The 26,457-nt window shown below is 53.4% G+C and carries 24 protein-coding genes and 1 pseudogene; 11 read left to right on the forward strand and 14 right to left on the reverse strand.

The features are described from left to right. The first annotated feature begins 7 nt into the window (after positions 1–7). The 3 genes and pseudogenes from aceF to H7K52_RS09210 all read left to right on the forward strand — a co-directional run. Positions 8–1,912 carry a pyruvate dehydrogenase complex dihydrolipoyllysine-residue acetyltransferase gene (gene aceF / locus H7K52_RS09200; protein ID WP_182629960.1) on the forward strand — a complete coding sequence of 635 codons (1,905 nt, stop codon included), beginning with the start codon at positions 8–10 and terminating at the stop codon, positions 1,910–1,912. Positions 1,913–2,072: 160 nt separating this feature from the next. Then, complete coding sequence (lpdA, locus tag H7K52_RS09205; RefSeq protein WP_033763238.1) at positions 2,073–3,497, forward strand: dihydrolipoyl dehydrogenase; 1,425 nt, start codon at positions 2,073–2,075, stop codon at positions 3,495–3,497. Positions 3,498–3,725: 228 nt separating this feature from the next. Further along, positions 3,726–4,172 (forward strand): annotated as a pseudogene (locus H7K52_RS09210) (transposase family protein); the annotation flags it as partial. A 266-nt stretch (positions 4,173–4,438) separates the two neighbouring features. Here the strand turns inward: H7K52_RS09210 and H7K52_RS09215 are convergent. The 3 genes from H7K52_RS09215 to H7K52_RS09225 form a co-directional block, all read right to left on the reverse strand. After that, entirely contained in the window at positions 4,439–5,092 is a 654-nt protein-coding gene (locus H7K52_RS09215) for a hypothetical protein (RefSeq protein ID WP_008925593.1), read from the reverse strand. Beyond that, complete coding sequence (locus H7K52_RS09220) at positions 5,085–5,486, reverse strand: hypothetical protein (protein ID WP_008925594.1); 402 nt, start codon at positions 5,484–5,486, stop codon at positions 5,085–5,087. The genes H7K52_RS09215 and H7K52_RS09220 overlap by 8 nt, the downstream gene beginning before the upstream one ends. A gap of 379 nt (positions 5,487–5,865) precedes the next feature. Next, positions 5,866–6,780 carry a LysR family transcriptional regulator gene (locus H7K52_RS09225; protein WP_182629961.1) on the reverse strand — a complete coding sequence of 305 codons (915 nt, stop codon included), beginning with the start codon at positions 6,778–6,780 and terminating at the stop codon, positions 5,866–5,868. Between the two features lie 105 nt (positions 6,781–6,885). Here H7K52_RS09225 and H7K52_RS09230 point away from each other — a divergent pair, with 105 nt between their 5' ends. The 3 genes from H7K52_RS09230 (at position 6,886) to yacL (ending at position 11,154) form a co-directional block, all read left to right on the forward strand. After that, a complete protein-coding gene (locus H7K52_RS09230; protein WP_003854706.1) occupies positions 6,886–7,395 on the forward strand; it encodes a phenolic acid decarboxylase in 510 nt (169 codons plus the stop codon). A 591-nt stretch (positions 7,396–7,986) separates the two neighbouring features. Further along, positions 7,987–10,584 (forward strand): bifunctional aconitate hydratase 2/2-methylisocitrate dehydratase, encoded by a 2,598-nt coding sequence (gene acnB, locus H7K52_RS09235; RefSeq protein ID WP_008925596.1) that lies wholly within the window; start codon positions 7,987–7,989, stop codon positions 10,582–10,584. Between the two features lie 189 nt (positions 10,585–10,773). After that, the gene (yacL, locus tag H7K52_RS09240; protein WP_105099561.1) at positions 10,774–11,154 is read left to right on the forward strand and encodes a protein YacL; all 381 of its coding nucleotides are present in this window, start codon (positions 10,774–10,776) and stop codon (positions 11,152–11,154) included. Positions 11,155–11,296: 142 nt separating this feature from the next. Here the strand turns inward: yacL and speD are convergent, their stop codons facing one another. The 3 genes from speD to H7K52_RS09255 form a co-directional block, all read right to left on the reverse strand. After that, positions 11,297–12,106, reverse strand: coding sequence for an adenosylmethionine decarboxylase (gene speD / locus H7K52_RS09245; protein WP_078804736.1), 810 nt, complete (start codon positions 12,104–12,106; stop codon positions 11,297–11,299). Positions 12,107–12,133: 27 nt separating this feature from the next. Then, entirely contained in the window at positions 12,134–12,997 is an 864-nt protein-coding gene (speE, locus tag H7K52_RS09250; protein WP_008925603.1) for a polyamine aminopropyltransferase, read from the reverse strand. A 102-nt stretch (positions 12,998–13,099) separates the two neighbouring features. Beyond that, a complete protein-coding gene (locus tag H7K52_RS09255; RefSeq protein WP_003854673.1) occupies positions 13,100–13,447 on the reverse strand; it encodes a YacC family pilotin-like protein in 348 nt (115 codons plus the stop codon). A 181-nt stretch (positions 13,448–13,628) separates the two neighbouring features. Between H7K52_RS09255 and cueO the strand changes: the two genes are divergently transcribed. Next, the gene (cueO, locus tag H7K52_RS09260) at positions 13,629–15,242 is read left to right on the forward strand and encodes a multicopper oxidase CueO (protein ID WP_182629962.1); all 1,614 of its coding nucleotides are present in this window, start codon (positions 13,629–13,631) and stop codon (positions 15,240–15,242) included. On the opposite strand, the gene H7K52_RS09265 is transcribed toward cueO, so the two are convergent. Beyond that, positions 15,243–16,526 carry a cystathionine gamma-synthase family protein gene (locus H7K52_RS09265; protein WP_182629963.1) on the reverse strand — a complete coding sequence of 428 codons (1,284 nt, stop codon included), beginning with the start codon at positions 16,524–16,526 and terminating at the stop codon, positions 15,243–15,245. It abuts the gene before it with no gap. Positions 16,527–16,760: 234 nt separating this feature from the next. On the opposite strand from H7K52_RS09265, the gene hpt reads away from it, so the two are divergent. Then, the gene (gene hpt, locus H7K52_RS09270; protein ID WP_008925605.1) at positions 16,761–17,297 is read left to right on the forward strand and encodes a hypoxanthine phosphoribosyltransferase; all 537 of its coding nucleotides are present in this window, start codon (positions 16,761–16,763) and stop codon (positions 17,295–17,297) included. 81 nt (positions 17,298–17,378) lie between these two features. Here hpt and can read toward each other — a convergent pair whose 3' ends face one another. Next, positions 17,379–18,035, reverse strand: a complete 657-nt coding sequence (can, locus tag H7K52_RS09275) for a carbonate dehydratase (RefSeq protein ID WP_003854664.1) — start codon at positions 18,033–18,035, stop codon at positions 17,379–17,381. 108 nt (positions 18,036–18,143) lie between these two features. On the opposite strand from can, the gene H7K52_RS09280 reads away from it, so the two are divergent. The 3 genes from H7K52_RS09280 to H7K52_RS09290 all read left to right on the forward strand — a co-directional run bounded on the left by H7K52_RS09280 (position 18,144) and on the right by H7K52_RS09290 (position 21,277). Next, on the forward strand, positions 18,144–19,073 hold the full coding sequence (locus H7K52_RS09280) for an ABC transporter ATP-binding protein (protein ID WP_003854662.1): 930 nt from the start codon (positions 18,144–18,146) through the stop codon (positions 19,071–19,073). Continuing rightward, entirely contained in the window at positions 19,070–19,840 is a 771-nt protein-coding gene (locus H7K52_RS09285) for an ABC transporter permease (RefSeq protein ID WP_078804733.1), read from the forward strand. Before H7K52_RS09280 ends, H7K52_RS09285 begins: the two co-directional genes overlap by 4 nt. A gap of 423 nt (positions 19,841–20,263) precedes the next feature. Next, positions 20,264–21,277, forward strand: coding sequence for an acyltransferase family protein (locus H7K52_RS09290; RefSeq protein WP_182629964.1), 1,014 nt, complete (start codon positions 20,264–20,266; stop codon positions 21,275–21,277). Positions 21,278–21,342: 65 nt separating this feature from the next. Here the strand turns inward: H7K52_RS09290 and panD are convergent, their stop codons facing one another. The 6 genes from panD to gluQRS form a co-directional block, all read right to left on the reverse strand. Next, positions 21,343–21,723 (reverse strand): aspartate 1-decarboxylase, encoded by a 381-nt coding sequence (gene panD, locus H7K52_RS09295; RefSeq protein WP_090964354.1) that lies wholly within the window; start codon positions 21,721–21,723, stop codon positions 21,343–21,345. A gap of 47 nt (positions 21,724–21,770) precedes the next feature. After that, positions 21,771–22,625, reverse strand: a complete 855-nt coding sequence (gene panC, locus H7K52_RS09300) for a pantoate--beta-alanine ligase (protein ID WP_182629965.1) — start codon at positions 22,623–22,625, stop codon at positions 21,771–21,773. Positions 22,626–22,640: 15 nt separating this feature from the next. Further along, positions 22,641–23,435: a 3-methyl-2-oxobutanoate hydroxymethyltransferase gene (gene panB, locus H7K52_RS09305; RefSeq protein ID WP_008925611.1), complete on the reverse strand. Its 795-nt coding sequence runs from the start codon at positions 23,433–23,435 to the stop codon at positions 22,641–22,643. 83 nt (positions 23,436–23,518) lie between these two features. Then, the gene (folK, locus tag H7K52_RS09310) at positions 23,519–24,004 is read right to left on the reverse strand and encodes a 2-amino-4-hydroxy-6-hydroxymethyldihydropteridine diphosphokinase (RefSeq protein ID WP_008925612.1); all 486 of its coding nucleotides are present in this window, start codon (positions 24,002–24,004) and stop codon (positions 23,519–23,521) included. Next, entirely contained in the window at positions 24,001–25,419 is a 1,419-nt protein-coding gene (pcnB, locus tag H7K52_RS09315; RefSeq protein ID WP_219848844.1) for a polynucleotide adenylyltransferase PcnB, read from the reverse strand. Before pcnB ends, folK begins: the two co-directional genes overlap by 4 nt. Before the next feature lie 86 nt (positions 25,420–25,505). Further along, the gene (gene gluQRS, locus H7K52_RS09320) at positions 25,506–26,384 is read right to left on the reverse strand and encodes a tRNA glutamyl-Q(34) synthetase GluQRS (RefSeq protein WP_182629966.1); all 879 of its coding nucleotides are present in this window, start codon (positions 26,382–26,384) and stop codon (positions 25,506–25,508) included. Between the last annotated feature and the right edge of the window lie 73 nt (positions 26,385–26,457).

Genomic DNA, 26,457 nt, shown 5'->3' on the forward strand with positions numbered 1-26,457 from the left:
TAGAGTAATGGCTATCGAAATTAAGGTACCGGATATCGGGTCTGACGAAGTTGAAGTCACCGAGATTCTGGTGAAAGTTGGCGACAAGGTGGAAGCCGAGCAGTCGCTGATCACCGTGGAAGGCGACAAAGCCTCAATGGAAGTGCCGTCGCCACAGGCTGGCGTAGTCAAAGAGATTAAAATCTCTACCGGTGACAAAGTTGAGACCGGTTCGCTGATCATGATGTTTGATGCTGAAGGCGCTGCGGAAGCAGCCCCTGCCGCCGCCGAAGAGAAGAAAGCGGATGCGGCGCCTGCGCCAGCCGCTGCTGCGGCCACTGCCAGCAAAGAAGTGGCTGTGCCGGATATCGGCGGTGACGAAGTCGAAGTCACTGAGATTCTGGTTAAGGTTGGCGACAAAGTCGAAGCCGAGCAGTCACTGATTGTCGTCGAAGGTGACAAAGCGTCAATGGAAGTCCCGGCTCCGTTCGCGGGTGTGGTCAAAAAGATCACCATTGCGACCGGCGACAAAGTCAGCACCGGTTCAGCCATCATGGTCTTTGAAGCAGAAGGTGCAGCACCGGCCTCTGATGCGAAGCCAGAAGTGAAAGAAGAAGCGGCATCGGCACCTGCCGCGGCTGCGGGCGCAAAAGACGTTAACGTTCCGGATATCGGGGGAGACGAAGTTGAAGTCACCGAGATCCTCGTTAAGGTTGGCGACAAGGTGGAAGCTGAGCAGTCACTGATCGTGGTTGAAGGCGACAAAGCCTCTATGGAAGTGCCGGCACCGTTTGCGGGTATCGTCAAAGAGCTGAAAGTCGCGACGGGCGATAAAGTCAGCACCGGCTCACTGATCATGGTGTTCGAAGTCGAAGGTGCTGCTCCGGCTGCCCCTGCGGCTGCGAAACAGGAAGCCGCACCGGCGCCTGCTGCCAAATCTGAAGCGAAAGCCGCAGCAACACCTGCCGCCGCTAAAGCAGAAAGCAAAGGTGAGTTCGCAGAGAACGACGCTTACGTTCACGCTACCCCGGTGATTCGTCGCCTGGCGCGCGAGTTCGGTGTTAACCTGGCGAAAGTCAAAGGCACCGGCCGTAAAGGTCGCATTCTGAAAGAAGACGTGCAGACTTACGTGAAAGAGGCCGTGAAACGCGCTGAAGCAGCACCTGCTGCGGCCAGCGGCGGCGGTCTGCCTGGCATGCTGCCATGGCCGAAAGTTGATTTCAGTAAGTTTGGCGAAATCGAAGAAGTCGAACTGGGCCGTATCCAGAAAATTTCTGGCGCGAACCTGAGCCGTAACTGGGTGATGATCCCGCACGTTACGCATTTCGACAAAACTGATATCACCGACCTGGAAGCTTTCCGTAAGCAGCAGAATGCTGAAGCAGAGAAGCGTAAGCTGGATGTGAAATACACCCCAGTGGTGTTCATCATGAAAGCGGTCGCTGCGGCGCTTGAGCAGATGCCACGCTTCAACAGTTCGCTGTCTGAAGATGCGCAGAAACTGACGCTGAAGAAATATATCAATATCGGTGTGGCGGTTGATACGCCAAATGGCCTGGTTGTTCCGGTCTTTAAAGACGTGAATAAGAAAGGCATCACCGAGCTGTCCCGTGAACTGATGGCGATTTCGAAGAAAGCGCGTGACGGTAAGCTGACAGCGGGCGACATGCAGGGCGGATGCTTCACCATCTCCAGCCTGGGCGGCCTGGGCACTACCCACTTCGCGCCGATCGTTAACGCGCCGGAAGTGGCTATCCTTGGTGTCTCTAAATCGGCGATGGAACCGGTGTGGAACGGTAAAGAGTTTACTCCGCGTCTGATGATGCCGATTTCTCTCTCCTTCGACCACCGCGTGATCGACGGTGCTGATGGTGCGCGATTCATCACCATTATCGGCAATATGCTGTCTGATATTCGTCGTTTAGTTATGTAAATGTTAAGAAGGCCGGCGAATGCCGGCCTTCCTTTAACGATTCGTCGCGCCGCTGTTGGCAGTTTGTTAACAATTCTGTAAACTCTTGCGGTGAAAGTCCCGGTGGAACAAGGGCATTATAAGAACGTCTGACCCGCCGGATATCAATTAAGAGGTCATGATGAGTACAGAGATGAAAACCCAGGTCGTGGTACTTGGGGCAGGTCCTGCAGGTTACTCTGCAGCCTTCCGTTGTGCGGATTTAGGTCTGGAAACCGTACTGGTAGAGCGTTACAGCACCCTCGGTGGTGTTTGTCTGAACGTCGGTTGTATCCCATCTAAAGCGCTGCTGCACGTTGCTAAAGTGATTGAAGAGGCGAAAGCCCTTGAAGAGCATGGCATTGTGTTTGGCCAGCCATCTACTGATATCAACAAGATTCGCAGCTGGAAAGAGAAGGTTATCAACCAGTTGACTGGCGGCCTGTCAGGTATGGCAAAAGGTCGTAAAGTCACCGTGGTTAATGGCCTGGGCAAATTCACCGGTGCTAACACCCTGGTGGTTGAAGGAGAAGGCGGCGCGACCACCATCAACTTCGATAATGCCATCATCGCTGCGGGTTCACGCCCAATCGAACTGCCATTCATTCCACATGAAGATCCACGCGTCTGGGACTCTACCGATGCGCTGGAACTGAAAGAAGTGCCGAAGCGTCTGCTGGTTATGGGCGGCGGCATCATCGGTCTGGAAATGGCGACGGTTTATCATGCGCTGGGTTCAGAGATCGATGTGGTTGAGATGTTCGACCAGGTTATCCCGGCTGCGGATAAAGACGTGGTGAAAGTCTTTACCAGGAAAATCAGCAAGAAATTTAACCTGATGCTGGAAACCAAAGTGACCGCCGTTGAAGCGAAAGACGATGGCATTTACGTTTCAATGGAAGGCAAAAAAGCACCAGGTGAAGCGCAGCGTTATGACGCGGTGCTGGTAGCTATCGGTCGTGTGCCGAACGGTAAAGGTCTGGATGCTGGTAAAGCGGGCGTGGAAGTGGACGATCGCGGTTTCATCCGCGTCGACAAGCAGATGCGTACCAACGTGCCACACATCTATGCTATCGGCGACATCGTCGGTCAGCCAATGCTGGCGCATAAAGGTGTGCATGAAGGCCACGTTGCCGCCGAAGTGATCTCCGGTCTGAAGCACTACTTCGATCCGAAAGTGATCCCTTCAATTGCCTATACTGAGCCAGAAGTTGCCTGGGTCGGTCTGACCGAGAAAGAAGCGAAAGAGAAAGGCATCAGCTACGAGACCTCCACCTTCCCGTGGGCTGCTTCAGGCCGTGCTATCGCTTCTGATTGTGCAGACGGTATGACCAAACTGATTTTCGACAAAGAGACGCACCGTATTATTGGTGGCGCGATTGTCGGCACTAACGGCGGTGAGCTGTTAGGCGAAATCGGTCTGGCGATTGAGATGGGTTGTGATGCGGAAGATATCGCGCTGACCATCCATGCTCACCCGACCCTGCATGAGTCAGTGGGTCTGGCTGCAGAGATCTTCGAAGGTAGCATCACCGATCTGCCTAACGCGAAAGCGAAGAAGAAATAAGTTTCTGCCGCAGCTATTGAGAAAGCTCCCGTAATGGGGGCTTTTTTTTGGCCTGGATTCTGGTGGTGGGATTAGGTGTGATGTTGGGTAAAATCAGAGCGTTAAATTTGGTGGAATTTTTGAGTGCGAATAAGTATTTAGTAATCAGGCAAATAAATTTAGAGTGCTCCACGCGTTAGCAGGGGATAAACCGCCTGTAAATCATGGTTATCCCACGTGACACGTTTTATTGCAGCGGCAGATCTGCTGAATGAACGTGTACTGTCAATTTATGCGTCTCAGGGCCTGCCAATTCTAAGAATACTGACCGAAGGAGGCATAGAGTACTGTGGCAAAGTGGAGCAGCATGATTATCAACTTTGTCTGGCAATAAATGATATAGACCATACGAAGACCAAAGCGATGTCACCATAGACGAACGGCAACTGCGATGCGGTTCCACATCACGATATTGCAGGAATTATATCAGGTGACGTTCCACAAAAAGCTGTATGGTGAACCCGACACATTAAAATCTGATCTTAATGACTGGCTGGCTCACTTAATAATTAGCGAACTCATCAGGGGAAAATGTGCCCTGGCCGGACGCTTATGGAAATATTACTTGATGGAAAACGCCTCTGGGCTGAGAAGAATTCAATCCAAATATACTCTGATAGATACCTGTATAAATAACGGGTAACTTTCAGATGAGGCCTGAGCTGATAAAACTTAGTATAGCCCCATGAGGGGCTTACTGATTTGGCCGTTCAGGTAAGACCTTACCTATCAGATAGACAACCCCTATAGATAAGCCAATCGCTATAAGCCTCTCATGCCACGTTTCATAGTGAAAGAACCAGTAGCAGCATAGTAAGAGCAAGAACCCGCCTATGATCGCACCTGACGCCTCTATAAGGCTATACATGATGCGTTTACCTAAGCTCAACTTAGCCGGCCCATTATCTCGCATTAGCGTTTACCTCCTGGTCTACCATCTCAATGATCTTCTCAAAAGCCGGTTGTCCCTGAGTTCGCTTTACATTCAGAGCTTCTAAGAAGGGGTTCAGAGCTGGCTCAACTAAGAAGTAAAGTAAATCATAGTTCCGCACGCGTAGCGCGTTGTAGACTTCTGGGTTGTTCTTTTGAAGCTTTTCAGAGGTGTAGACACATCTCTCTGTCATGCCACCGATCAGTAAAGCATTACCAATCAGGCCACCTCTGACCGCAACAAGGAAGGAGCTACGCTGCGCAATGGTAGTTGCTAATCTTCCGGCTATTAGTGAGTTCGTAAGCGTCCGGCCAGCAACTGAAGCCATCGTTTTGCTATAGATAGCGTTCTGCTTGAATTCAGGCACATTCTTGTTGAAGATATTGAGCACAGTCTCGATTGTCTTCATGAAGTTGTGATTTTCAAGAATGCCATGCCTGATGGCACTAACCATCCTTATTTTCTCTGTTTCACGTTGATAGCGGCTGTCTGTATCAAGAAATCCATAGGCAAGATAGCCAATGTCTGTAGGCACAGACAGGACTCCATGCATTAATCCTATCGCTGACTCAGGCGATATAATGATTTTGGCTATACGCTTTGCGATCTCACTGTAGCTACGCATCCTGAAGGTCCTTATCCTCGCTTACTTTGACTACATAGTAGTCCCTTGCTTCCGGCACTATCCTATCAACCTTGATGCCGACTGTGCCATTGCTTACCTCATCGTAAGGAACACGGTCTATCTCAATGCTTTCAATATTGAGTAAGTGCCAATGATTCTCACTGTGCTGTATTGCGATTTTATCAAACCTTGAGACAGTAAAGTTGCTGTCGGCAGGGATTATAAGGGAGTAAACCACCGCTCGATCATAGCAGTGATTGAAGTCGAGCCGGTGAAGGCTGTGTCTGAAGTCCATGAGGCATTCTTGCTTGAAGGCTTCACGAGCAGCCTCTTTGCTGATAACCCCTGATTCTATCATGTGATAGATGTTGAAAAGCTCATAGGTGAATGTCATACCTCGATTAGCTATCTCAGCATCAGTAATTTGGTTTTCGTTAAAGGGGATCGGCTCTCGTTCTTTAGGCGCTTTGTATCGACGGTGATTGACTGTGTAGATAGCTTTAGTGCCGGATAGACCAAAGATTACCGCTTTGGGCCAGCAATCTGATCGTATGAGAACGTTTGGTATATTAAGATATAGATTACTATAATCTATACATAATGATTGCGATTACTTGAGCAGCGTTCCGGCCTTCACCACAGCCTTATATAACCACAATCAGGGGCCTGCCAATGATCGCCAATCTGGTGTTCCACGCTTGAGGGGGATAAACCGCAGCTTAATCTTTGGAATGCGTGTTTTTTGCGTGTTCCCCGCGTCAACGGAAACAATCTCAGCCTCTTTGGCGCTCAGCTATGCGCTTCTCCTGCGCCACCCGTTCAATAAACATCTGCGCCAGTGCCGCAATGGCGCTATTGGCCGGCAGTCTCTCTTCGTTTATATGCATCACCAGTGAACTGCTGCGTCGGCGGCCCTGCAGTAGCGGCAGGGGACGAAGCTCACCGCTCTCTAGAAGCGCGGCGATATTCTGTTCCGGCAGCCAGCCATAACCTAACTGGTGCTGGACCGCCTCAATCGCGGCCGACAGTGTTGTAAATGACCAGTTTTCCGCTTGTTCGCCATTCACCTCTGACTGCTGCTGTTGCTGACGATCCAGTATGGTAATGCAGGGCCAGCGAGCCAGCGTGGCCGCATTAAGCGGGGCGGGTTCGCGGTGTAATGGGTGGTCGCGATGGGCAACGGCGACGAAATCGACACTCATCAGGCTTTCGCCTGCAAATTGCGTATCGCCCTGCTGCGCCACCAGCCAGAGATCGGCCTGATTTTCCGCCAGTCTGTCAGGCGTTTCACTTCGGACGATTTCGCTGAACCAGATACGCACATGGGGATAGCGCTGCTGAAAGGTCTGGAGCACATCAAACAGCAAAGGTTTGGGCAGCGTCGCATCGACCATCAGATCGATGCGTGACCGCTCGCCGCGTTGTAGTGCATTAGCCTGCGCCTCAAGCGCACTGAATCCCGCCAGCAAAGGACGCACCTGCGCGAGCAACTGATGTCCCTCTGCACTCAGCATCGCACGGCGGCCCTCCTGCTGTAACAGCGTCAGCCCCAGCCGCTGCTGAAGCAGGCCCAGCTGGTAGCTCAATGAAGACTGGCTGCGATGGTTCTTCTCCGCTGCCAGCGCAAAACTCCCTTCATTGACTACTGCATCGAGCAGATACCACTGTTCCAGCGTTGTCCTGTACATGTTGACTCATCTAAAAAATGAATTATTTAGCGCTAAAAATAGCGTTATTCATCGCTTTTGTAACGCGCAATAATCCTCTCAACGGAAACAAATGAGGAGTTAATCATGAGTACTTTTGATAAACATGACCTGTCTGGCATCGTCGGTAAACATCTGGTTTATACCTATGACAATGGCTGGAACTACGAGCTCTACATCAAAAATGCCAGCACCATCGACTACCGTATTCACAGCGGCATGGTGGGAAATCGCTGGGTTAAAAATCAGCATGTCTATGTCGTTCGTCTGGCGCAGGATGTCTATAAAGTCTCCTGGACCGAACCTACCGGCACCGATGTCAGCCTGGCCGTTAATCTGGCCGATAAAATCTTCCATGGCACCATCTTCTTCCCTCGCTGGGTAATGAACAACCCGGAAAAAACCGTCTGCTTCCAGAACGATCATCTGGAAGAGATGGCAAAATTCCGCGAAACGGGTCCGGCTTATCCAACTGAGATTATCGATGAATTCGCGACGCTGACCGTTATCCGCGAAGTGGGCGAAAATAATGAAAGCGTGATTGATTGTCCGCCTGACCAGCTGCCTGCCAATTGGCCAGCTAACCTGCAAAATTAACGCAGAACAAAAGCGGTCATGGCGTCCATTTGTTAAAAATGGATTGCCCAGGCAGGCAGTGCAGGTATTAAAAGAGAATTGAGCCCTCTTGCCATGACGGAAAGGGAAGAGGGCGCGTTCTGGCGGCGGGACCAGCCACTATCACTGCAGGAAATGAAAACTACGCTGTAATCCTCTGACGCCAAAAGAACCTCACACTTCGCTCTGGTGTTGAGATTTTGTCAAACTCACCGCTGTTTTAAACCCGATTCACACCGCGTTCTATTCCTGTCGGTTATCTATTTCACTGAATCATTTCGCTTAAACCGCTGCAAAGCTGACCTTATCGTGTCGCCATTTCACTGGAATACGGTAAGCTGCTGTGAGACCAAATCGGCTCACTCAGGAGCCTGATGCGGGGAGATAAGCGGGCAGAATGGGCGTAGTGGATTATGTTGTATTTTTGTAAACAGATTAACAAACAGACGAAATCCTGCTATTCTGCCCTCCGCGAAACCGGGCACCTCAACCTGGACGAGAAAGGGAAGTTTGTTCTCCATAAGTGAGCAAGGTGGTCGGAAAGCCCTACATAATGAGAGCGAGGATAACGTCGTGCTAGAAGAATACCGTAAGCACGTTGCCGAGCGTGCTGCCCAGGGAATTGTACCTAAGCCTTTAGAGGCTTCCCAGATGGCCGCGCTGGTTGAACTGCTGAAAAATCCACCTGCGGGTGAAGAAGAATTTTTGACCGATTTATTGGTCAACCGAGTCCCACCTGGCGTCGATGAAGCGGCGTATGTCAAAGCCGGTTTCCTGGCGGCTGTCGCTAAAGGCGAAGCAACCTCTCCTCTGATATCTCCTGAAAAAGCGGTTGAACTGCTCGGCACCATGCAGGGTGGTTACAATATTCACCCGCTGATTGAAGCGCTGGACGATAGCAAGCTTGCCCCAATCGCGGCGAAAGCCCTTTCACACACCCTGCTGATGTTCGACAACTTCTATGATGTTGAAGAGAAAGCGAAAGCGGGTAATGAATACGCGAAGCAGGTGATGCAATCGTGGGCCGATGCGGAATGGTATCTGTCACGTCCTGAACTGGCTGAGAAAATCACCGTTACGGTGTTCAAAGTCACTGGCGAAACCAACACCGACGATCTCTCTCCAGCCCAGGATGCCTGGTCACGTCCGGACATTCCACTGCACGCCCTGGCGATGCTGAAAAATGCCCGTGAAGGCATTGAGCCGGATGAGGCAGGCAACATCGGTCCGATCAAACAGATCGAAGCGCTTAAGACCAAAGGCTTCCCGCTGGCCTATGTCGGCGATGTGGTCGGAACCGGTTCCTCGCGTAAATCTGCCACCAACTCGGTGCTGTGGTTTATGGGCGACGACATCCCGAACGTGCCAAATAAAAAAGGCGGCGGCGTTGTGCTGGGCAGTAAAATTGCGCCAATCTTCTTCAACACCATGGAAGATGCAGGCGCACTGCCGATTGAAGTAGACGTCAACAACCTGAACATGGGTGATGTCATCGACATCTATCCGTTTAAAGGTGAAGTCCGCAATCACGAAACCAACGAACTGCTGGCCAGCTTCGAACTCAAAACCGAAGTGGTGATTGACGAAGTGCGTGCCGGTGGCCGTATTCCGCTGATCATCGGTCGTGGACTGACCACCAAAGCGCGTGAGTCACTGGGTCTGCCGCACAGCACCGTATTCCGTCAGGCGAAAGATGTTGCGGAGAGCACCCGTGGCTTCTCACTGGCGCAGAAAATGGTGGGCCGCGCCTGTGGCGTAGCCGGTGTTCGTCCAGGCGCCTATTGCGAACCGAAGATGACCTCGGTTGGCTCGCAGGATACCACCGGTCCCATGACCCGTGACGAGCTGAAAGATCTGGCTTGCCTGGGCTTCTCGACCGATCTGGTGATGCAGTCCTTCTGTCACACTGCCGCGTATCCTAAGCCGGTGGATGTGAGCACGCACCACACGCTGCCAGACTTCATCATGAACCGTGGTGGTGTATCACTGCGTCCGGGTGACGGCATTATCCACAGCTGGCTGAACCGTATGCTGCTGCCGGATACCGTGGGCACCGGTGGTGACTCCCATACCCGTTTCCCTATCGGCATCTCTTTCCCGGCGGGTTCAGGCCTGGTGGCGTTTGCCGCCGCGACCGGCGTTATGCCGCTCGACATGCCGGAATCGGTGCTGGTGCGCTTCAAAGGTAAAATGGAGCCAGGCATTACGCTGCGCGATCTGGTTCACGCCATCCCGCTGTATGCGATCAAACAGGGTCTGCTGACCGTTGAGAAGAAAGGTAAGAAAAACATCTTCTCTGGCCGTATCCTGGAGATTGAAGGTCTGCCGGATCTGAAGGTCGAGCAGGCGTTTGAGCTGTCTGATGCGTCAGCAGAGCGTTCCGCTGCGGGCTGTACCATCAAGCTGGATAAAGCACCGATTATTGAATACCTGAACTCCAACATTGTACTGCTGAAGTGGATGATCGCAGAAGGCTACGGCGATCGTCGTACACTGGAGCGTCGTGTTGAAAGCATGCAGAAATGGCTGGCCGATCCTCAGTTGCTGGAAGCGGACGCCGATGCTGAATATGCTGCGGTGATCGAAATCGATCTGGCTGACATCAAAGAGCCGATCCTCTGCGCACCAAACGATCCGGACGATGCACGTCTGCTCTCTGACGTTCAGGGCGAGAAGATCGACGAAGTGTTCATCGGCTCATGCATGACTAACATTGGTCACTTCCGTGCTGCTGGTAAACTGCTGGATAGCCACAAAGGTCAGCTGCCAACCCGTCTGTGGGTGGCGCCGCCAACCAAGATGGATGCAGCACAGCTAACCGAAGAGGGCTACTACAGCGTATTCGGCAAAAGCGGTGCGCGTATCGAGATCCCGGGCTGTTCACTCTGCATGGGTAACCAGGCACGTGTTGCAGACGGTGCGACGGTGGTTTCCACCTCAACCCGTAACTTCCCGAACCGTCTGGGTAATGGCGCTAACGTCTACCTGGCATCTGCGGAGCTGGCTGCGGTCGCGTCTCTGCTTGGCAAACTGCCAACGCCGGATGAGTATCAGCAATTCATGGAGCAGGTTGATAAAACAGCCAGCGACACTTATCGCTATCTCAACTTTGACCAGCTGGCGCAGTACACTGACAAAGCTGACGGCGTGATTTTCCAGACTGCGGTCTGATTCTTCACCTGGCAGTAACAGAAAGGGGCGATGATTCGCCCCTTTTTTTCGTCCCGGCATTGGCCAGAGAGACGATCAAAAGCTGGATTTCGCCAGACAGCCTGTAATAATGCGCGACGTGTCACACTTTGCCGCGCAGGCAGCGCTGACACTCATTTAGTGACGCGATGACGTTAAGAGGAACGGGCGATGGAATATGAATTTTTACGCGATGTGACCGGACAGATTAAAGTTCGTATGTCGATGGATCATGAAGCGGTCGGTCACTGGTTCAACGAAGAGGTGAAAAACGATCCAGGATTGCTGGATGAAGTTGAAGCCGCAATCGAAGACGTCAAAGGCAGCGTGCGTCAGTGGCAGCGCGTCGGTAGCGAGTACACCATCCTGCTGGATGAGGAAGAGGTAATGATTCGCGCCAACCTGCTGGCTCTGGAAGATGACGGCATGGAGGAGGGCATGAACTACTACGACGAAGAGAGCCTCTCATTCTGTGGCATTGAAGATTTTCTGCTGGTGATCGCCGCCTACCGTCAGTTTGTTAATCAGTACGGCAATCCGTTACGGAAATAAAAACCCGATGAGGTGCGGCTCCTGGTTTGTCAGCTAACCAGAGGAGAATCTGACCGATGTCGTTACCGACTGCCGGTCAGATAAGGGTCTTTGACGCACGCTGCGCAAAGGCAGGCTTGCGCTAACGCTGCGTGCTAATCCATTACAGGCTCTTCAGGCCCACTGAGGGAATGTTTCTGCCGTAGTAGATCTCACGCATCTCTTTCCACAGCAGGTCAGTAATACGCTTATGCTCCTGCGGGCTGAGATCTTCCGGGCGGGTGTTAAACAGGTAGTGTTTCAGGTCGAACTCTTTCAGCAACATCTTGGTGTGGAAGATGTTCTCCTGATAGACATTCACATCCACCATGTCATACATCGCTTTCATATCGTCAGACATGAAGTTCTGAATCGAATTGATCTCGTGATCGATAAAGTGCTTCATCCCTTTCACATCACGGGTAAAACCGCGCACCCGGTAATCGACGGTGACAATATCTGACTCCAGCTGGTGGATCAGATAGTTCAGCGCCTTAAGCGGTGAAATCACGCCACAGGTTGAGACTTCGATATCGGCGCGGAAAGTGCAAAGTCCGCCTTCCGGGTGGCTCTCCGGATAGGTATGCACGCAGATATGGCTTTTATCGAGATGCGCCACCACCGAGTTTGGCAGCGGGCCTGGATGCTCGGAGTTATCGATATCTTTGGGATCGATCGGCTCTTCACTGACCAGAATCGTGACGCTGGCTCCCTGCGGTTCATAATCCTGGCGTGCAATGTTAAGCACGTTAGCCCCGATAATTGAGCAGGTCTCCGTCAGGATTTCCGTCAACCGGTTAGCGTTATATTGTTCATCAATGTAGGCGATGTAACCATCGCGTTCAGCTTCAGTATTCGCGTAACAGATATCGTAAATACAAAAACTCAGGCTTTTCGTCAGGTTATTGAAGCCATGTAGTTTTAGCTTTTGCAATTTTGTTAACCCCTTAAAAATGCCCGATCAGCACGCGGCAGATAACGCATTTAACAGATATTGAGGCAGAGCAAAGCTGCCGGTATGAATCGCTGGTGTGTAATAACGGCAGGTCAGGCCAGCAGCCTTGAAACGTGTCTGCAGAGTGGCGGTATCAAGCTGGCGCAGCGCCGGATTATCACTCGCCCAGGCAAAGGTCATAATACCGCCGTAGTAGGTCGGAATCGCCGCCTGATAGAAACTGACATCGCCAAAATAGTGGCTCAGCTTGCGATGGCTGTTGACGGCTTCATCCTGCTGAAGGAAGCAGACGCCATTCTGCGCCACGAAGATGCCATTTTCATTAAGGGACGCTTTGCAACCCGCATAAAATTCGGAGGTAAACAGACTCTCGCCCGGACCAATTGGATCCGTACAGTCAGAGATGATGACATCGAATTTTTCCTGGGTCTGATTGACGAAATTAACGCCGTCATCAATCACCAGCGTAAAGCGTGGGTCGTCATAGGCGCCTGCACTGTGGTTTGGCAGATACTGGCGACAGAAGGTTACGACGCCCGCATCGATCTCCACCATAGTAATCTTTTCGACTTCAGGATGACGTGATACTTCACGCAGCATTGCGCCATCGCCGCCGCCGATAATCAGGACGCTCTTCGCCGCGCCATGCGCCAGCAGTGGAACGTGAGTCATCATTTCATGATAGATAAATTCGTCGCGTTCGGTGGTCTGAACAACGCCGTCCAGCGCCATAACACGGCCCATTGCGGCATTTTCGAAAATGATTAAATCCTGATGCGCAGTCTTTTCACGGTAAAGCTCTTTGTCTACCGTGAAATACTGGCCAAAACCAGCATGAAGGGTTTCATACCACGTTTCATTTTGGGCCATGGTGCTCTCCTCTGATGACATCGCCATGAAGATGGGCGGCACATGATAGCTAACACTGACCGCCGTTGCACGGTCAATGTCCGGCTGCAGAGGGCAGAGCTGTTACCTGACGTAGGCCAGCAGGCTCAGGGAATCGCGGGCCAGTGACTTACATTTTTTATCGTTGGTGATGGCGATGCCGCTGAGATCGCGATAGCTATCTTCGCCCAGCGCCTTCATGTTGTAGTTGCTGTAATTACTTAAATCCCAGCGGTTCTGCTGAGCAAAAAAGACCAGCGCTTTGCGAATCTGCGCGTCCGGTAAATCCTGATAGCCACAATCATTTTTCAGATAGACGAAAACCGCCGTGAGATCAGCCAGATCTTCCGCTTCGGATTCACTCAGGGCAAAACTGGTGGAGGAGAAGCCAAGGAGTCCCGTCAACAGCAGGATCCTGATACTTTGCTTCATAGTCTTTCTCTTCAATGGATATTGCTCATGACGTTAGCACAGTTATTCTCAGATTTTCGATTAATTTGGCGCTGCAGGGCGCTGTACCGCCTTTTTTCGTCAGATTCTCACGGGTAAGACTTGACCTTCCCATAAGGTCAGGGTTTAGGCTGTCTGCACTGATGCCACAAGGATGATCACCATGCAACGTCGCCATTTCCTGAAACTCACCGCCACACTGAGTGCAGCCGGAGCTTTGCCGCTCTGGAGCCGTTCGCTGATGGCGGCCACCCGTCCACTGTTGCCGATCCCGTCGCTGCTGGAACCTGATGCCAGGGGAAGCTACAGCCTCACCGCGATGCAGGGCACCACCCAGTGGAACGGCAAAGCGGTGCCGACCTGGGGCTATAACGGCAGCCTGCTGGGACCGGTGCTGAAGATGCAGAGTGGTAAACCGGTTACGGTCAACATCTATAACCGCCTCAATGAGGCGACCACCCTGCACTGGCACGGTCTGGAAATCCCCGGCGCCGTCGATGGCGGCCCGCAAGCGGTGATTGCGCCTGGTGGTTCGCGTCAGGTCTCTTTTACGCCCGATCAACCCGCCGCCACCTGCTGGTATCACCCGCATTTGCACGGTAAGACCGGGCATCAGGTGGCACAGGGGCTGGCGGGCCTGATCCTGCTGGAAGACAAAGAGAGCGGAACGCTGCGCTTGCCTTCGCAGTGGGGCGTGGATGATGTGCCGCTGATTTTCCAGGATAAGCAGCTGACAAAAGATGGCAACCATATTGATTATCAGCTCGACGTGATGCGCGCCGCGGTGGGCTGGTTTGGCGACATGATGCTGACCAACGGCGTGCAGTATCCGCAGCATGCAGTACCGCGGGGCTGGATGCGTCTGAGGCTACTCAACGGCTGTAACGCCCGTTCGCTGAACATTGCCGCCAGTGATAAACGTCCTCTTTATATCATCGCCAGCGATGGCGGTCTGCTGGCTGAGCCCGTAAAGCTCGACGCGTTACCGCTCCTGCCGGGCGAACGTTTTGAGGTAATGATTGATACCTCTGATGGCAAGGCCTTTGATCTGGTCACGCTGCCGACAGAGCAGATGGGCATGACGCTACCGCCGTTTGACCAGCCGTTGCCATTGGTGCAGATCCTGCCGCTGCGGGTGATGGCCAGCGCCACGCTGCCGGATCGGCTGGCGACGCTGCCCGCGCTGCCGGCCACCGACGGACTGACGACACGCTGGCTGCAACTGATGATGGATCCGCAACTGGACCAGCAGGGCATGCAGGCATTGATGCAGCGCTACGGCGAGAAAGCGATGGGCAAGGGCGGTCATCATTCGATGCCGCAGACGCCGAAGAAAAAGGCGGCAGAGCCGATGGAAGGTATGGAAGGTATGGAAAACATGGAAGGTATGGATCACAGCATGCACGGCAATGCGCCGCCCGCCGGTTACGATTTCCACAACGGCAACAAGATCAACGGCCAGGCCTTTGACATGAAAAAACCGTCGTTTGCGGTGAAACTGGGTGATTATGAAAAATGGACGATTTCAGGGGAGGGCGATGCCATGCTGCATCCGTTCCACATTCATGGCACTCAGTTCCGTATTCTCTCTGAAAATGGCAAACCGCCCGCTCCGCATCGGCAGGGCTGGAAAGATATGGTGAATGTCGACGGCTGGCGCAGTGAAGTGCTGGTACGCTTCAATTATGTCGCCGCCGCCGAACACGCTTACATGGCCCATTGCCATCTGCTGGAGCATGAAGATACCGGCATGATGCTGGGCTTTACCGTGAGCTGATTACACCTGATCGAGCGCCAGTTTGATGTCTTCAATCAGGTCGCCGGCGTTCTCGATGCCAATCGACAGCCGCACCGTGGCGTCAGTGATACCAATACGCTGACGCACCGCCTGCGGCACGCCGGAGTGGGTGGTACTGCCAGGATGGCTGGCCAGCGACTCGGTACCGCCCAGGCTCACCGCCTGCTTAAACAGTGACAGCGCATTGAGAAAACGGAACGCCGCAGCCTGGCCGCCGGTGATATCAAATGAGAAGGTTGAACCCGCGCCGCTGCACTGTTCACGATAAGTCTTCCCTTCGGCGCTCTCCGCATCCAGATAAGGTAGCCAGTGCAGCTTCGCCACTTTCGGGTGATCGCGCAGAAACGCCGCGACCGCTTCCGCATTTTGAAAAGCTTTCTCCATCCGCAGCGACAGGGTTTCCAGCGAGCGGCTAAGCATCCAGCTTGAGTGCGGATCCAGCTGCGTGCCGATGGCGCTGCGCAGGGCGCGCACTTTCGCCATCAGCGCCTTACTGCCCATTGCGGCACCCGCAATAAGGTCAGAGTGACCGCCTACATATTTGGTTAACGAATAAAGCGACAGGTCAGCGCCCAGCGTCAGCGGCTGCTGGAACAGCGGGCCGAGCAGGGTGTTGTCACAGGCGATAATGGGTCGTGAACCCTGCTGCTGGTCAATCTCATCGGCAATACGCGCCATCAGGCGGATATTGACCAGGCTGTTGGTGGGATTCGCCGGCGTTTCAATCAGGATCACCGCCACCCGGCCCTGCGCCATCGCCTGCTGAGCGGCATCCCGCACTTTGACTTCATCATTACCGTCGCTGAAACCCACGGCCTGAATATCCAGATTGTGAAGCGTTTTGCTGAGCAGCGTTTCGGTGCCGCCATAGAGCGGCTGGGAGTGCAGGATCACCTCGCCTGGACGGGCAAACGCCAGCAGGGCAGTGGAGATGGCGGCCATGCCGGAAGAGAAAAGCGAACAGCTTTCTGCCTGCTCATAAACCGCCAGCCGATCTTCAACAATTTCGCTGTTAGGGTGATTAAAGCGGGAATAGACCAGACCACCAGATTTGCCTTCCGGTGGCTCACGTCGGCCAGAAACGTAGTCAAAGAAGTCCCGCCCCTCTTCAGCGCTGTCAAAGACAAATGTCGACGTCAGAAACACGGGCGGCTTCACCGCACCTTCAGAGAGGCGGGGATCATAGCCATAGTTCAGCATCTGAGTTTCAGGGTGAAGTGGCCTGTCGCCAATATGCGTTTTTTTGCCTGAATATGAAGTCATTGTGATCTCCGGCCAGCGGCGCGAGTAGAGTAACGATCTGTTGGATAAAGGCTACCATGCAGCGAATCATGCTGGTAAATGCCAGAATGTTCTAAGGTAATGCGCAATTCTGTGACCTGCAGACCCTGAGTGATAAATTTCGCGACGTAATCGTTTGCTTCGGGTGCCGCACAGCCGTCGCGGCTGCGTCTGTGATAGACTTCGGGGCTTTCTGACGTAACCGGGCTGAACGCAATGAAACACACTGTTGAAGTGATGATCCCTGAACAGGCAATCGCCACGCGCATCGCTGAACTGGGCAAAGAGATTAACGAGCACTACCGCGACAGCGGCAGCGATATGGTGCTGGTAGGGCTGCTGCGCGGCTCATTCATGTTCATGGCTGATCTCTGCCGCGCCATTGATGTGCCGCATGAAGTCGACTTTATGACGGCTTCCAGTTACGGCAGCGGCATGTCCAGCACACGTGATGTGAAAATCCTGAAAGATCTGGATGAAGACATTCGTGGCAAGGATGTGCTGATCGTCGAAGATATCATCGACTCGGGTAACACCCTGAGCAAAGTACGTGAGATTCTGCAGCTGCGTCAGCCAAAATCACTGGCGATCTGTACCCTGCTGGATAAGCCAGAGCGCCGTGAAGTCGATGTAAACGTTGAGTATGTCGGCTTTGCGATTCCGGACGAGTTCGTGGTGGGCTTTGGTATCGACTATGCTCAGCACTATCGCCATCTGCCTTATATCGGCAAAGTGGTGCCGCTGGAATCCTGATCCCGCTCTGACCGCACATTCTTCCAAGGCCTGCACCGGTTAGCTGGTGTAGGCTATGTCGCGCTTTACGCCGCGATCGGCTCAGGATTCGCCGTTCATCCGCAGATTAGCAATGCCATTACGGTAGCGCTGTTCGAGGATCTCCCGGCTGTTTGCCGTGACATTAAGGTTACGCAGGCAGCCGTCCTGAATGCCATAGACCCAGCCGTGCAGGGAGACATCTTTGCCGCGTTTCCAGGCAGATTGCAGCACGGTCGAGTGACCCAGGTTATAGACTTGTTCAATAACGTTGATTTCGCACAGTTTGTCCAGGCGCTTATCCGGCGGGAGTTCCCCCAGCAACACGCTATGCTTGTACCAGAGGTCGCGGATGTGCAGCAGCCAGTTGTCGATTAATCCCAGCTCCGGGTTATCCATTGCCGCCTGCACACCGCCGCAGCCGTAGTGGCCGCACACGATAACGTGTTCCACTTCCAGCACTTCAATAGCGTACTGCACCACGGACAGACAGTTCAGGTCAGTGTGGATCACCAGATTGGCAACGTTGCGGTGAACAAAAAGTTCGCCAGGTTCCAGTCCGGTCAGGCGTTCGGCAGGGACACGGCTATCAGAGCAGCCAATCCACAGAAAGCGCGGTTTTTGTGCCTGGGCGAGACGCTCAAAAAAGCTGGGATCTTCTTCAACCAGTAATTTTGACCATTCGCGGTTGTTTCTGATCAGGGTATTAATGTCTGTCATGGCGTTGAGCGACCGGTTACTGCGCAAAGTGCGCGCGCGTACTATATGCCAGGGTCTGATAAATTTAAACGGCATTGCAATGCCACCAAAACAGGGTATGGATGCAGAATGACTTATGCACTGGAACTTTCCCGGCTGACCAAGACCTATCCCGGCGGCGTGCAGGCGCTGAAGGGCATCGATCTTAACGTTGAAGCGGGTGACTTTTATGCACTGCTGGGGCCAAACGGTGCCGGCAAATCCACCACCATCGGCATTATCAGCTCGCTGGTTAATAAATCCGAAGGCAGCGTGCGGGTGTTTGGCTACGATCTGGAAAAAGATGTGGTGAATGCCAAACGCCAGCTCGGCCTGGTGCCGCAGGAGTTTAACTTCAACCCGTTTGAGACGGTGATGCAGATTGTCGTGAGTCAGGCGGGCTACTACGGCGTTGAGCGTCGTGAAGCCAATGAGCGTGCGGAGAAGTATCTGAAGCAGCTTGATCTGTGGGGCAAACGCACCGAACGTGCGCGCATGCTCTCCGGCGGCATGAAACGTCGTCTGATGATCGCCCGCGCGCTGATGCATGAGCCTAAACTGCTGATTCTGGATGAGCCGACCGCTGGCGTGGATATCGAACTGCGCCGCTCCATGTGGGTGTTCCTGAAAGATCTTAATGCCAAAGGCACCACCATCATTCTCACCACCCATTATCTGGAAGAAGCGGAGATGCTGTGTCGCAACATCGGCATTATCCAGAGCGGTGAGCTGGTGGAGAACACCTCGATGAAAGGGCTGCTGTCCAAGCTCAAATCAGAAACCTTTATCCTGGATCTGGCACCGCGCAGTCCGCTGCCCTCGCTGGAAGGGTTTCAGTACCGGCTGACTGACACCTCAACGCTTGAAGTGGAAGTGCTGCGTGAGCAGGGCCTCAACAGCGTCTTTAGTCAGCTGAGCGCGCAGGGAGTGCATGTGCTGAGTATGCGCAATAAAGCCAACCGTCTGGAAGAGCTGTTCGTTGGCCTGACGACGCAGGGAAAAACAGGAGCAAAAGCATGACACATTTGTACTGGGTGGCGCTGAAAAGTATCTGGGCCAAAGAGGTTAACCGTTTCGCCCGCATCTGGATCCAGACGCTGGTGCCGCCGGTCATCACCATGACGCTCTATTTCATCATCTTCGGCAACCTGATTGGTTCGCGTATCGGTGAGATGCATGGCTTCAGCTATATGCAGTTCATCGTGCCGGGATTGATCATGATGGCGGTGATCACCAACGCCTATGCCAACGTGGCGTCGTCGTTCTTCAGCGCCAAGTTCCAGCGCAACATTGAAGAGCTGTTGGTTGCACCGGTGCCGACCCACATTATTATTGCCGGTTATGTTGGCGGTGGCGTAGCGCGTGGTGTCTGCGTGGGCATTCTGGTGACGGCGATCTCGCTGTTCTTTGTGCCGTTTCAGGTGCACTCCTGGTCGATGGTCGCGATCACGCTACTGCTGACCGCGATTCTGTTTTCACTGGCCGGCCTGCTGAACGCCGTGTTTGCCCGCACCTTTGACGATATCAGCCTGATCCCGACCTTTGTGCTGACGCCACTGACTTATCTGGGCGGCGTATTCTATTCACTGAGTCTGCTCCCGCCAATCTGGCAGGTGGTCTCTAAACTGAATCCAATCGTTTATATGATTAGCGGATTCCGTTATGGCTTCCTGGGCATTAACGATGTGCCGCTGGTGTTTACGCTCACGGTACTGGTGGCCTTTATTCTGGTGTTCTACTGGCTGGTCTATGCGCTGATACAGCGCGGGCGCGGATTACGCACCTGACGTTAACCTGAATCATAAGGGCCACGCTTCGATAAGGGCGTGGCTTTTTTTTGCTGAGTAAAAAACATCCATACCTGCGGTTCTGGCTGGCCTTAAAATTCCCCCTGAAACCCACCCTGACGTTTCTGTTATGCCACTGAAGCCGCCTGGCGCCTCGCTTACATCCTTTCTCACAAAAAATAACCCTAAGTATTATCTGATAATAATCTGACACCTTTCTCTATCTTAATGATTCTTAACTGTTAAATTTTTTTTAAGAATAGCCTTAAGTTCTGACTGTTGTTTATTTTATTACGAATTATCAAAATACCGCCGGAATAAGGTTATTCATCTGCTCAGGGATGAAAGGGTGGGCTTGGGATGTTCTCAATAAGAAAAATGGCATCGAATTCAGGGCCAGTTTTTAATAAAAGGCAGGAAAAGATGAATCGTATAACGTGGATCGATAATCTGCGGGGATTAAGTATTCTCGCAATCATTTTTTTGCACAGCACTATCGCCGTACATAATAACGCCGGACATTTTACCGCCTTTAGCAGCCTGTTGAACGAGATGCTGGCACCGGTAAGACTGGGGCTGATGTTCTTTGTTTCGGGTTTATTTGTCGATGCAGGGTTGAGAAAAGGCCTGGGGCCTTTTTTTAATAACAAAGTACGCAGTATTCTCTATCCTTTTGTGGTCTGGGTAGCCGTCTACGGCGGATTAAAAATCCTGTTCAGCTCAATGGCTAATACGCCGCAATCACCGATGAATATTATTCTCTCCCACCTGACCGGTGGCGGTGATATGACCTGGTTCCTGCATTCACTGTTTATTTTCTTTATTGTGATTATCTTTGCGCGTCACCTGCCATTCCTGCTGGTGTTTGCCATCTGTATGACGCTGAGCTGGGCGCTGCCGGCGATTGAGGCGGATGGCGTGTTTGCCAGCTTCGACAATACGCACATCAACAAATCGCTTTATCTGTTTGTCTTCTTCTATCTCGGCGATTACGTAGTGAGAAAGCAGGTGGATATTGCAGAGAAAGTGCAGCATGGTCCGACGCTGCTGATTTCAGTAGTGAGTTTTGTACTTCTTTCCTGCCTGAATATTTTTATACTGGAACGTCATTCCCAGGCGTTATTATCACCTCTGGCACTATTGTCGGTTCCGTTTTTTGTCTGGATTGCGCTTAAGCTGAAATCTGACCTGGTTTACTACATTGGCGTCAACTCTATTGTCTTTTACCTGTCGCATTATCTGGCGATTCAGTTCTTCAGTAAGATTGTGAAGTTTGAAAGCCCGTCAGCCTGGATAAATGACCTGAAGTTTATTTCAGCGTTTCTGGTGGCGCTGGCATTGCCGTGGACATTATGTCTGATGAGAAAGCACGGCTGGTTTAATTTCCTCTTTACGATGAAAAAGTCATCAAAGCCGATGACAACCAAACCGGTTTAATTGCTGGAGGAGAATTGAAAAGGGCCGCCGTTTTATCGGCGGCCCTTTTTTAGATAAACGATTAATCAGGCGATCTGTACTGGCAGTGCTTTCGCCAGACGTTTCATCTGGTTGTCACCCTCAAAATAGGCGACTTTAGGCTGCCACTGACGCGCTTCGGCATCCTCAACCTGCACATAGGAGCAGATAATTAATATATCGCCCTCGCAGGCGCAGCGGGCTGCTGCACCGTTAACTGAAATGATTTTCGATCCGCGCTCAGCCGCGATAGCGTAGGTGGAAAAGCGCTGGCCATTGGTGACGTTATAAATATCAATCGCTTCATATTGCAGAATGCCGGAAGCATCCAGGAAATCCTGATCGATAGCGCAGGAACCTTCATAGTTGAGGTCCGCCTGCGTCACCTTGACGCGGTGCAATTTGCCTTGCAGAACAGTGCGAATCATAGCCAGAAACCTTGTCAGAGAAATAAAACAACCTGCCGCAGAAAGAGTTACAGCGTCAGGTCAACAGTTTGATTATCAATCAGGCGGGCTTTACCCAGCCAGGCGGCCATCAGCACCACCGCGCGCTGGCTGTCCACCGTCAGCGGCTGCAGTGTGTCCGCATCACAAATTGCCAGGCCATCAGGACGCAATCCCTGCGCCAGCAATGCCTCGCTGGCGGCCTCGATGATCTCGTCAATCTGACGCTCGCCATTCTCCAGCCGTGTCGCCATCTGACGCATTACCTGGCACAGCAACGGTGCCAGCTTACGCTCATCGGCTGTCAGGTAGCCGTTGCGTGAACTCAGCGCCAGGCCATCTTTAGCCCGCACGGTGGGCACACCCACAATCTCAATGTCAAAGCCCATATCGGCCACCATCTTACGAATGATAGCCAGTTGCTGAAAATCCTTTTCACCGAAACAGGCAATATCGGGCTGCACCAGATTAAACAGTTTGCTGACGATGGTCGCCACGCCGCGAAAATGGCCTGGTCGCATTGCGCCTTCCAGCAGGGAAGAGAGCACCGGCACCTCAACAAAGGTCTGATTCTGGGTACCCTGCGGATAGACTTCAGCCGGTGAAGGCGCAAAAACCACATCCACCTGGTGACGGTTCAGCTTTTCACAATCTTCCTGCAGCGTGCGCGGATAGCGCGCGAGATCATCTTCGCGATCGAACTGCATGGGATTGACAAAGATCGAGACAATGACGATGTCGCCGCGGGCGCGCGCTTCATCCACCAGTGTCAGATGGCCTTCATGCAGGTTGCCCATGGTCGGCACCAGCGCAATGCGTTTACCCTGCTGACGCCAGCGACGGACTTCCTGGCGCAGCATCAACAGCGTTTCAATGATCAACACGGTGACTCTCCTGGATTACTGGAAACTGTGCTCTGCCGCCGGGTAGGTACCGGCCTCGACTTCGGCGATATAGTGGCGAATCGCCGCGCGAACATCGCCGGTCTCCGCCAGGAAATTTTTAGCAAATTTGGGAATGTGACCGCCAGTCACGCCCAGCGCGTCATGCATGACCAGAATCTGACCATCGGTGACGTTACCGGCACCGATGCCAATCACCGGTATCGTGAGTGCGTCGGTAATCTGCTGCGCCACCGACACCGGCACGCACTCCAGTACCATCAACTGCGCGCCAGCGGCTTCCAGTGCCAGCGCATCGGCCAGCAGCTGCTCTGCGCCTGCTTCATCACGCCCCTGTACTTTATAGCCGCCAAAGATATTCACCGACTGTGGCGTCAGGCCAAGATGACCACACACCGGCACGGCCCGTTCGGTCAGCATCTGCACGGTCTCAGCCAGCCAGCTGCCGCCTTCCAGTTTCACCATATTGGCGCCGGCACGCATCAGCTGTGCGGCACTCTCAAAGGTCTGCTGTGGCGTGGCATAACTCATAAATGGCAGATCGGCGAGCAGCAGTGCCTGCGGCGCACCCCGGCGTACGGCGGTGGTGTGATAAGCGATATCGCTGACCGTGACCGGCAGCGTGGAGTCGTGCCCCTGCACCGTCATTCCCAGTGAATCACCAACAAGCAACACCTGAATACCTTCATCGGCAAACAGACGGGCAAAACTGAAATCGTAGGCGGTCAGCGTCGCGAACTTTTTACCGCTGGCTTTCGCCTGACGCAGATGTGAAATCGTGGTGGGTTTCATGGCGCTCTCAACTCAGGAATTCTGATGGGCGCAGTTTACTGGATAGCGTGAAAGAGCGGAATCAGAGAGTTGCGTTTGTCTGATCAGCCGTGCCACAGCGCGATGCTGCTGCTGTCGAGGGCGGCAAGAAGAGTGCTGAGTGCGCGGCCGTCGGGCAGGTGGGCATCCGGGGCAATCGCCAGCAGCGGCACCAGCATAAATGCGCGGTTCTGCAGATCATAATGCGGCACAATCAACCGCTCCGTGTTGATCACCGCTTCGCCAAACAGCATCAGATCGATGTCGAGCGTGCGGGGGCCCCAGCGTTCTGCCTTGCGCACCCGGCCATGCTCCAGCTCAATCCGCTGGGTATGGTCAAGCAGCGCGTCTGCGCTGAGATCGGTTTCAAGTGCCACTGCGGCATTGAGAAAATCGGGCTGATCGGGTGGGCCATAGGGCGGCGTGCGGTAGAACGGAGAGGTGGCGATGCGTTGCGTCTGCGGCAACGCATCCAGTGCGGTCAGCGCTGCATCAACCTGATGCAGCGGATCGGCCAGGTTACTGCCTAACGCGAGATAAACCCGTGTCATGAGGCGTTTTGATTGTCACGACGCGGCGCGGAAGGACGGCGGCGCGGACGACGCGATTTATTGCGTGGCACCGGATCATCACCCAGGTTATTCAGCATGTTTTTCTGATGCGGCGGGGCAGCCACCTGGAATTCACCCCACCACTGGCTCAGGCGCAGCAGTTCAGGGTTATTTTCCACTTCTGCCCGCAGCGCCAGCAGATCGTAAGCGGCGCGGAATTTCGGATGCTCCATCAGTTTCCAGGCACGTTTACCGTGACGGCGTGACATGCGTAACTGCAACAGCCAGATATCGCGGATAAGCGAAGTAATACGCTTCGGAATCGCCAGCGCACGGCAGGCTTCATCCAGCGTATCGTTCATCGCCATCGCAAAAGCTTCGAAGTAGGTCAGGCCACTTTCCTGCGCGATGCGTTCGGCCGCTTCAAGCTGCGGATACCAGAACATCGCGGCAAACAGAAATGCCGGATTAACGCGCATATCGTTGTGAATGCGGTTATCGGTATTTTTCAGCACCTGAGCCAGCATCCGCTCCATGTGACTGTCGCTGTTTTCCGTGAAGTTGCGTGCCAGCGTCGGGAACAGCGGCTGGAACAGCTGATATTCACACAGTTTAAGATAGGTGCTGTAACCGTATCCGGCCTGTAGCAGTTTCAGTGACTCTTCAAACAGGCGTGCAGGCGGGATATCACGTAGCAGTGAGGCGAGACGCGGAATCGGCTCGGCGGTCTCCGGCGCAATACGCATATTGAGCTTGGCGGCAAAACGCGCAACGCGCAGCATCCGCACCGGATCTTCACGGTAGCGGGTTTCCGGATCGCCAATCAGGCGGATAATGCCCTGTTCGAGATCGCTGATGCCGCCGACATAGTCGCGCACGCTGAAATCAGCCACGCTGTAGTAGAGGCTGTTGATGGTGAGATCGCGACGCTGGGCATCATCTTCGATAGAACCAAAGATATTATCGCGCAGCAGCATGCCACTCTGGGCGCGCTGCGAACTGTTACGATCTTCTGCAATCTCTTCCACCTGATGATGGCCACGGAACGTTGCGACTTCGATCACTTCCGGGCCAAACATGACGTGTGCCAGACGGAAACGACGACCGACCAGGCGACAGTTGCGGAACAGCTTACGCATTTGCTCTGGCGTGGCGTTGGTGGTCACGTCGAAATCTTTGGGTTTTTGCCCCAGTAGCAAATCGCGCACGCCACCGCCTACCAGATAGGCTTCATAACCGGCTTTGTTCAGGCGATAGAGCACTTTGAGGGCATTTTCGCTGATGTCTTTACGTGAGATGGTATGGCTTTCACGAGGGATGATGGTCATCAGACGCTCTGGTTCAACCTCTGCTGGGGCTTCCTCTTCATCACGCTTCAGGACTTTCCGGCAAAAATTAGCTACTCGGGTAAAAATGGGACACCTCGACAGTGGCAATTAGGGTGTAGGTAAAATCAGCGGCTAATCATAGCCTGTTGAGAACCGTTTGAGAATGCTGTTGTCTATGCATCCGGTTTCAGGGCGTTCTGTTGCGGCATCAAAGCGATATTCCACTGCGACACCGCATCAGACAGCAGTTTGTCCTGCGTTAAGTCCTGCCAGCCGTCTGAAACAGGCTGTCCAAGGAAACGCAATGCTGCCACCAGCAGCGGTCTGGCATCGCCATCCGGCAGCGAAGGTGCATGATTCTGCTTTGATAACTTATTGCCATCATGGTTAAGCGCCAGCGGCAGATGTAACCAGGCAGGCACCGGCCAGCCAAATTGCTGATAGAGCGCAATCTGTCGTACCGTCGGCTCAATAAGATCTGCGCCGCGAACCACTTCGGTAATACCCTGAAAATGATCATCGACAACCACCGCCAGGTTATAGGCAAACAGGCCATCACGACGGTGAATGATAAAGTCTTCCTGTGCCAGGCGTCGGTCCGCCTCCACATGGCCGCGCAGTCGATCGTCAAACGCAAAGACCGGCGCATGCTGTCGCAAACGTAGCGCGGCGTTTGCGGGTCCGCGTTGTCGTTCCCGGCAGTAACCATCATAGAAACCGCCAATCTCCTGGATGCGACGCCTCGGGCAGGTGCAGAAATAGCTCTGGCGATGCTGCTGCAGCCAGGCCAGCGCCTCCCGGTAGGCTTCATGACGCTGTGACTGCCACAACACATCGCCATCCCAGGTTAAGCCGTAGTGTTCCAGCTGATGCAGGATACGGCTGGCGGCACCGGATACTTCCCGTGGCGGATCGATATCTTCAATTCTTACCCGCCAGATGCCGTTTTGCGCGCGTGCGCTCAGGTAACTGCCCAGGGCAGCAATAAGCGAGCCAAAATGAAGTTCACCAGAGGGAGAAGGGGCGAAGCGACCGATACAGGAGGATGGCATAGGATTCAGAAGTGACCACGCAGCGGACAAACAAACATTTGTTCCGCTGCGTGGTAACAGGCTGGACGCGGCA

This window comes from Pantoea hericii (assembly GCF_014155795.1).
GTDB lineage: Bacteria > Pseudomonadota > Gammaproteobacteria > Enterobacterales > Enterobacteriaceae > Pantoea > Pantoea eucalypti.

What these genes read in the sequence shown, in the direction of transcription:
- H7K52_RS09280 (WP_003854662.1), top strand. Translation starts at nt 18,144, where the DNA reads ATGACTTATGCACTGGAACTTTCCCGGCTGACCAAGACCTATCCCGGC.
- folK (WP_008925612.1), bottom strand. Translation starts at nt 24,004, where the DNA reads ATGACACGGGTTTATCTCGCGTTAGGCAGTAACCTGGCCGATCCGCTG.
- panB (WP_008925611.1), bottom strand. Translation starts at nt 23,435, where the DNA reads ATGAAACCCACCACGATTTCACATCTGCGTCAGGCGAAAGCCAGCGGT.
- speE (WP_008925603.1), bottom strand. Translation starts at nt 12,997, where the DNA reads ATGGCCCAAAATGAAACGTGGTATGAAACCCTTCATGCTGGTTTTGGC.
- H7K52_RS09215 (WP_008925593.1), bottom strand. Translation starts at nt 5,092, where the DNA reads ATGCGTAGCTACAGTGAGATCGCAAAGCGTATAGCCAAAATCATTATA.
- lpdA (WP_033763238.1), top strand. Translation starts at nt 2,073, where the DNA reads ATGAGTACAGAGATGAAAACCCAGGTCGTGGTACTTGGGGCAGGTCCT.
- H7K52_RS09265 (WP_182629963.1), bottom strand. Translation starts at nt 16,526, where the DNA reads ATGACTTCATATTCAGGCAAAAAAACGCATATTGGCGACAGGCCACTT.
- H7K52_RS09255 (WP_003854673.1), bottom strand. Translation starts at nt 13,447, where the DNA reads ATGAAGCAAAGTATCAGGATCCTGCTGTTGACGGGACTCCTTGGCTTC.
- H7K52_RS09225 (WP_182629961.1), bottom strand. Translation starts at nt 6,780, where the DNA reads ATGTACAGGACAACGCTGGAACAGTGGTATCTGCTCGATGCAGTAGTC.
- H7K52_RS09290 (WP_182629964.1), top strand. Translation starts at nt 20,264, where the DNA reads ATGAATCGTATAACGTGGATCGATAATCTGCGGGGATTAAGTATTCTC.
- yacL (WP_105099561.1), top strand. Translation starts at nt 10,774, where the DNA reads ATGGAATATGAATTTTTACGCGATGTGACCGGACAGATTAAAGTTCGT.
- hpt (WP_008925605.1), top strand. Translation starts at nt 16,761, where the DNA reads ATGAAACACACTGTTGAAGTGATGATCCCTGAACAGGCAATCGCCACG.
- gluQRS (WP_182629966.1), bottom strand. Translation starts at nt 26,384, where the DNA reads ATGCCATCCTCCTGTATCGGTCGCTTCGCCCCTTCTCCCTCTGGTGAA.
- aceF (WP_182629960.1), top strand. Translation starts at nt 8, where the DNA reads ATGGCTATCGAAATTAAGGTACCGGATATCGGGTCTGACGAAGTTGAA.
- H7K52_RS09285 (WP_078804733.1), top strand. Translation starts at nt 19,070, where the DNA reads ATGACACATTTGTACTGGGTGGCGCTGAAAAGTATCTGGGCCAAAGAG.
- H7K52_RS09220 (WP_008925594.1), bottom strand. Translation starts at nt 5,486, where the DNA reads ATGACATTCACCTATGAGCTTTTCAACATCTATCACATGATAGAATCA.
- cueO (WP_182629962.1), top strand. Translation starts at nt 13,629, where the DNA reads ATGCAACGTCGCCATTTCCTGAAACTCACCGCCACACTGAGTGCAGCC.
- panD (WP_090964354.1), bottom strand. Translation starts at nt 21,723, where the DNA reads ATGATTCGCACTGTTCTGCAAGGCAAATTGCACCGCGTCAAGGTGACG.
- can (WP_003854664.1), bottom strand. Translation starts at nt 18,035, where the DNA reads ATGACAGACATTAATACCCTGATCAGAAACAACCGCGAATGGTCAAAA.
- H7K52_RS09230 (WP_003854706.1), top strand. Translation starts at nt 6,886, where the DNA reads ATGAGTACTTTTGATAAACATGACCTGTCTGGCATCGTCGGTAAACAT.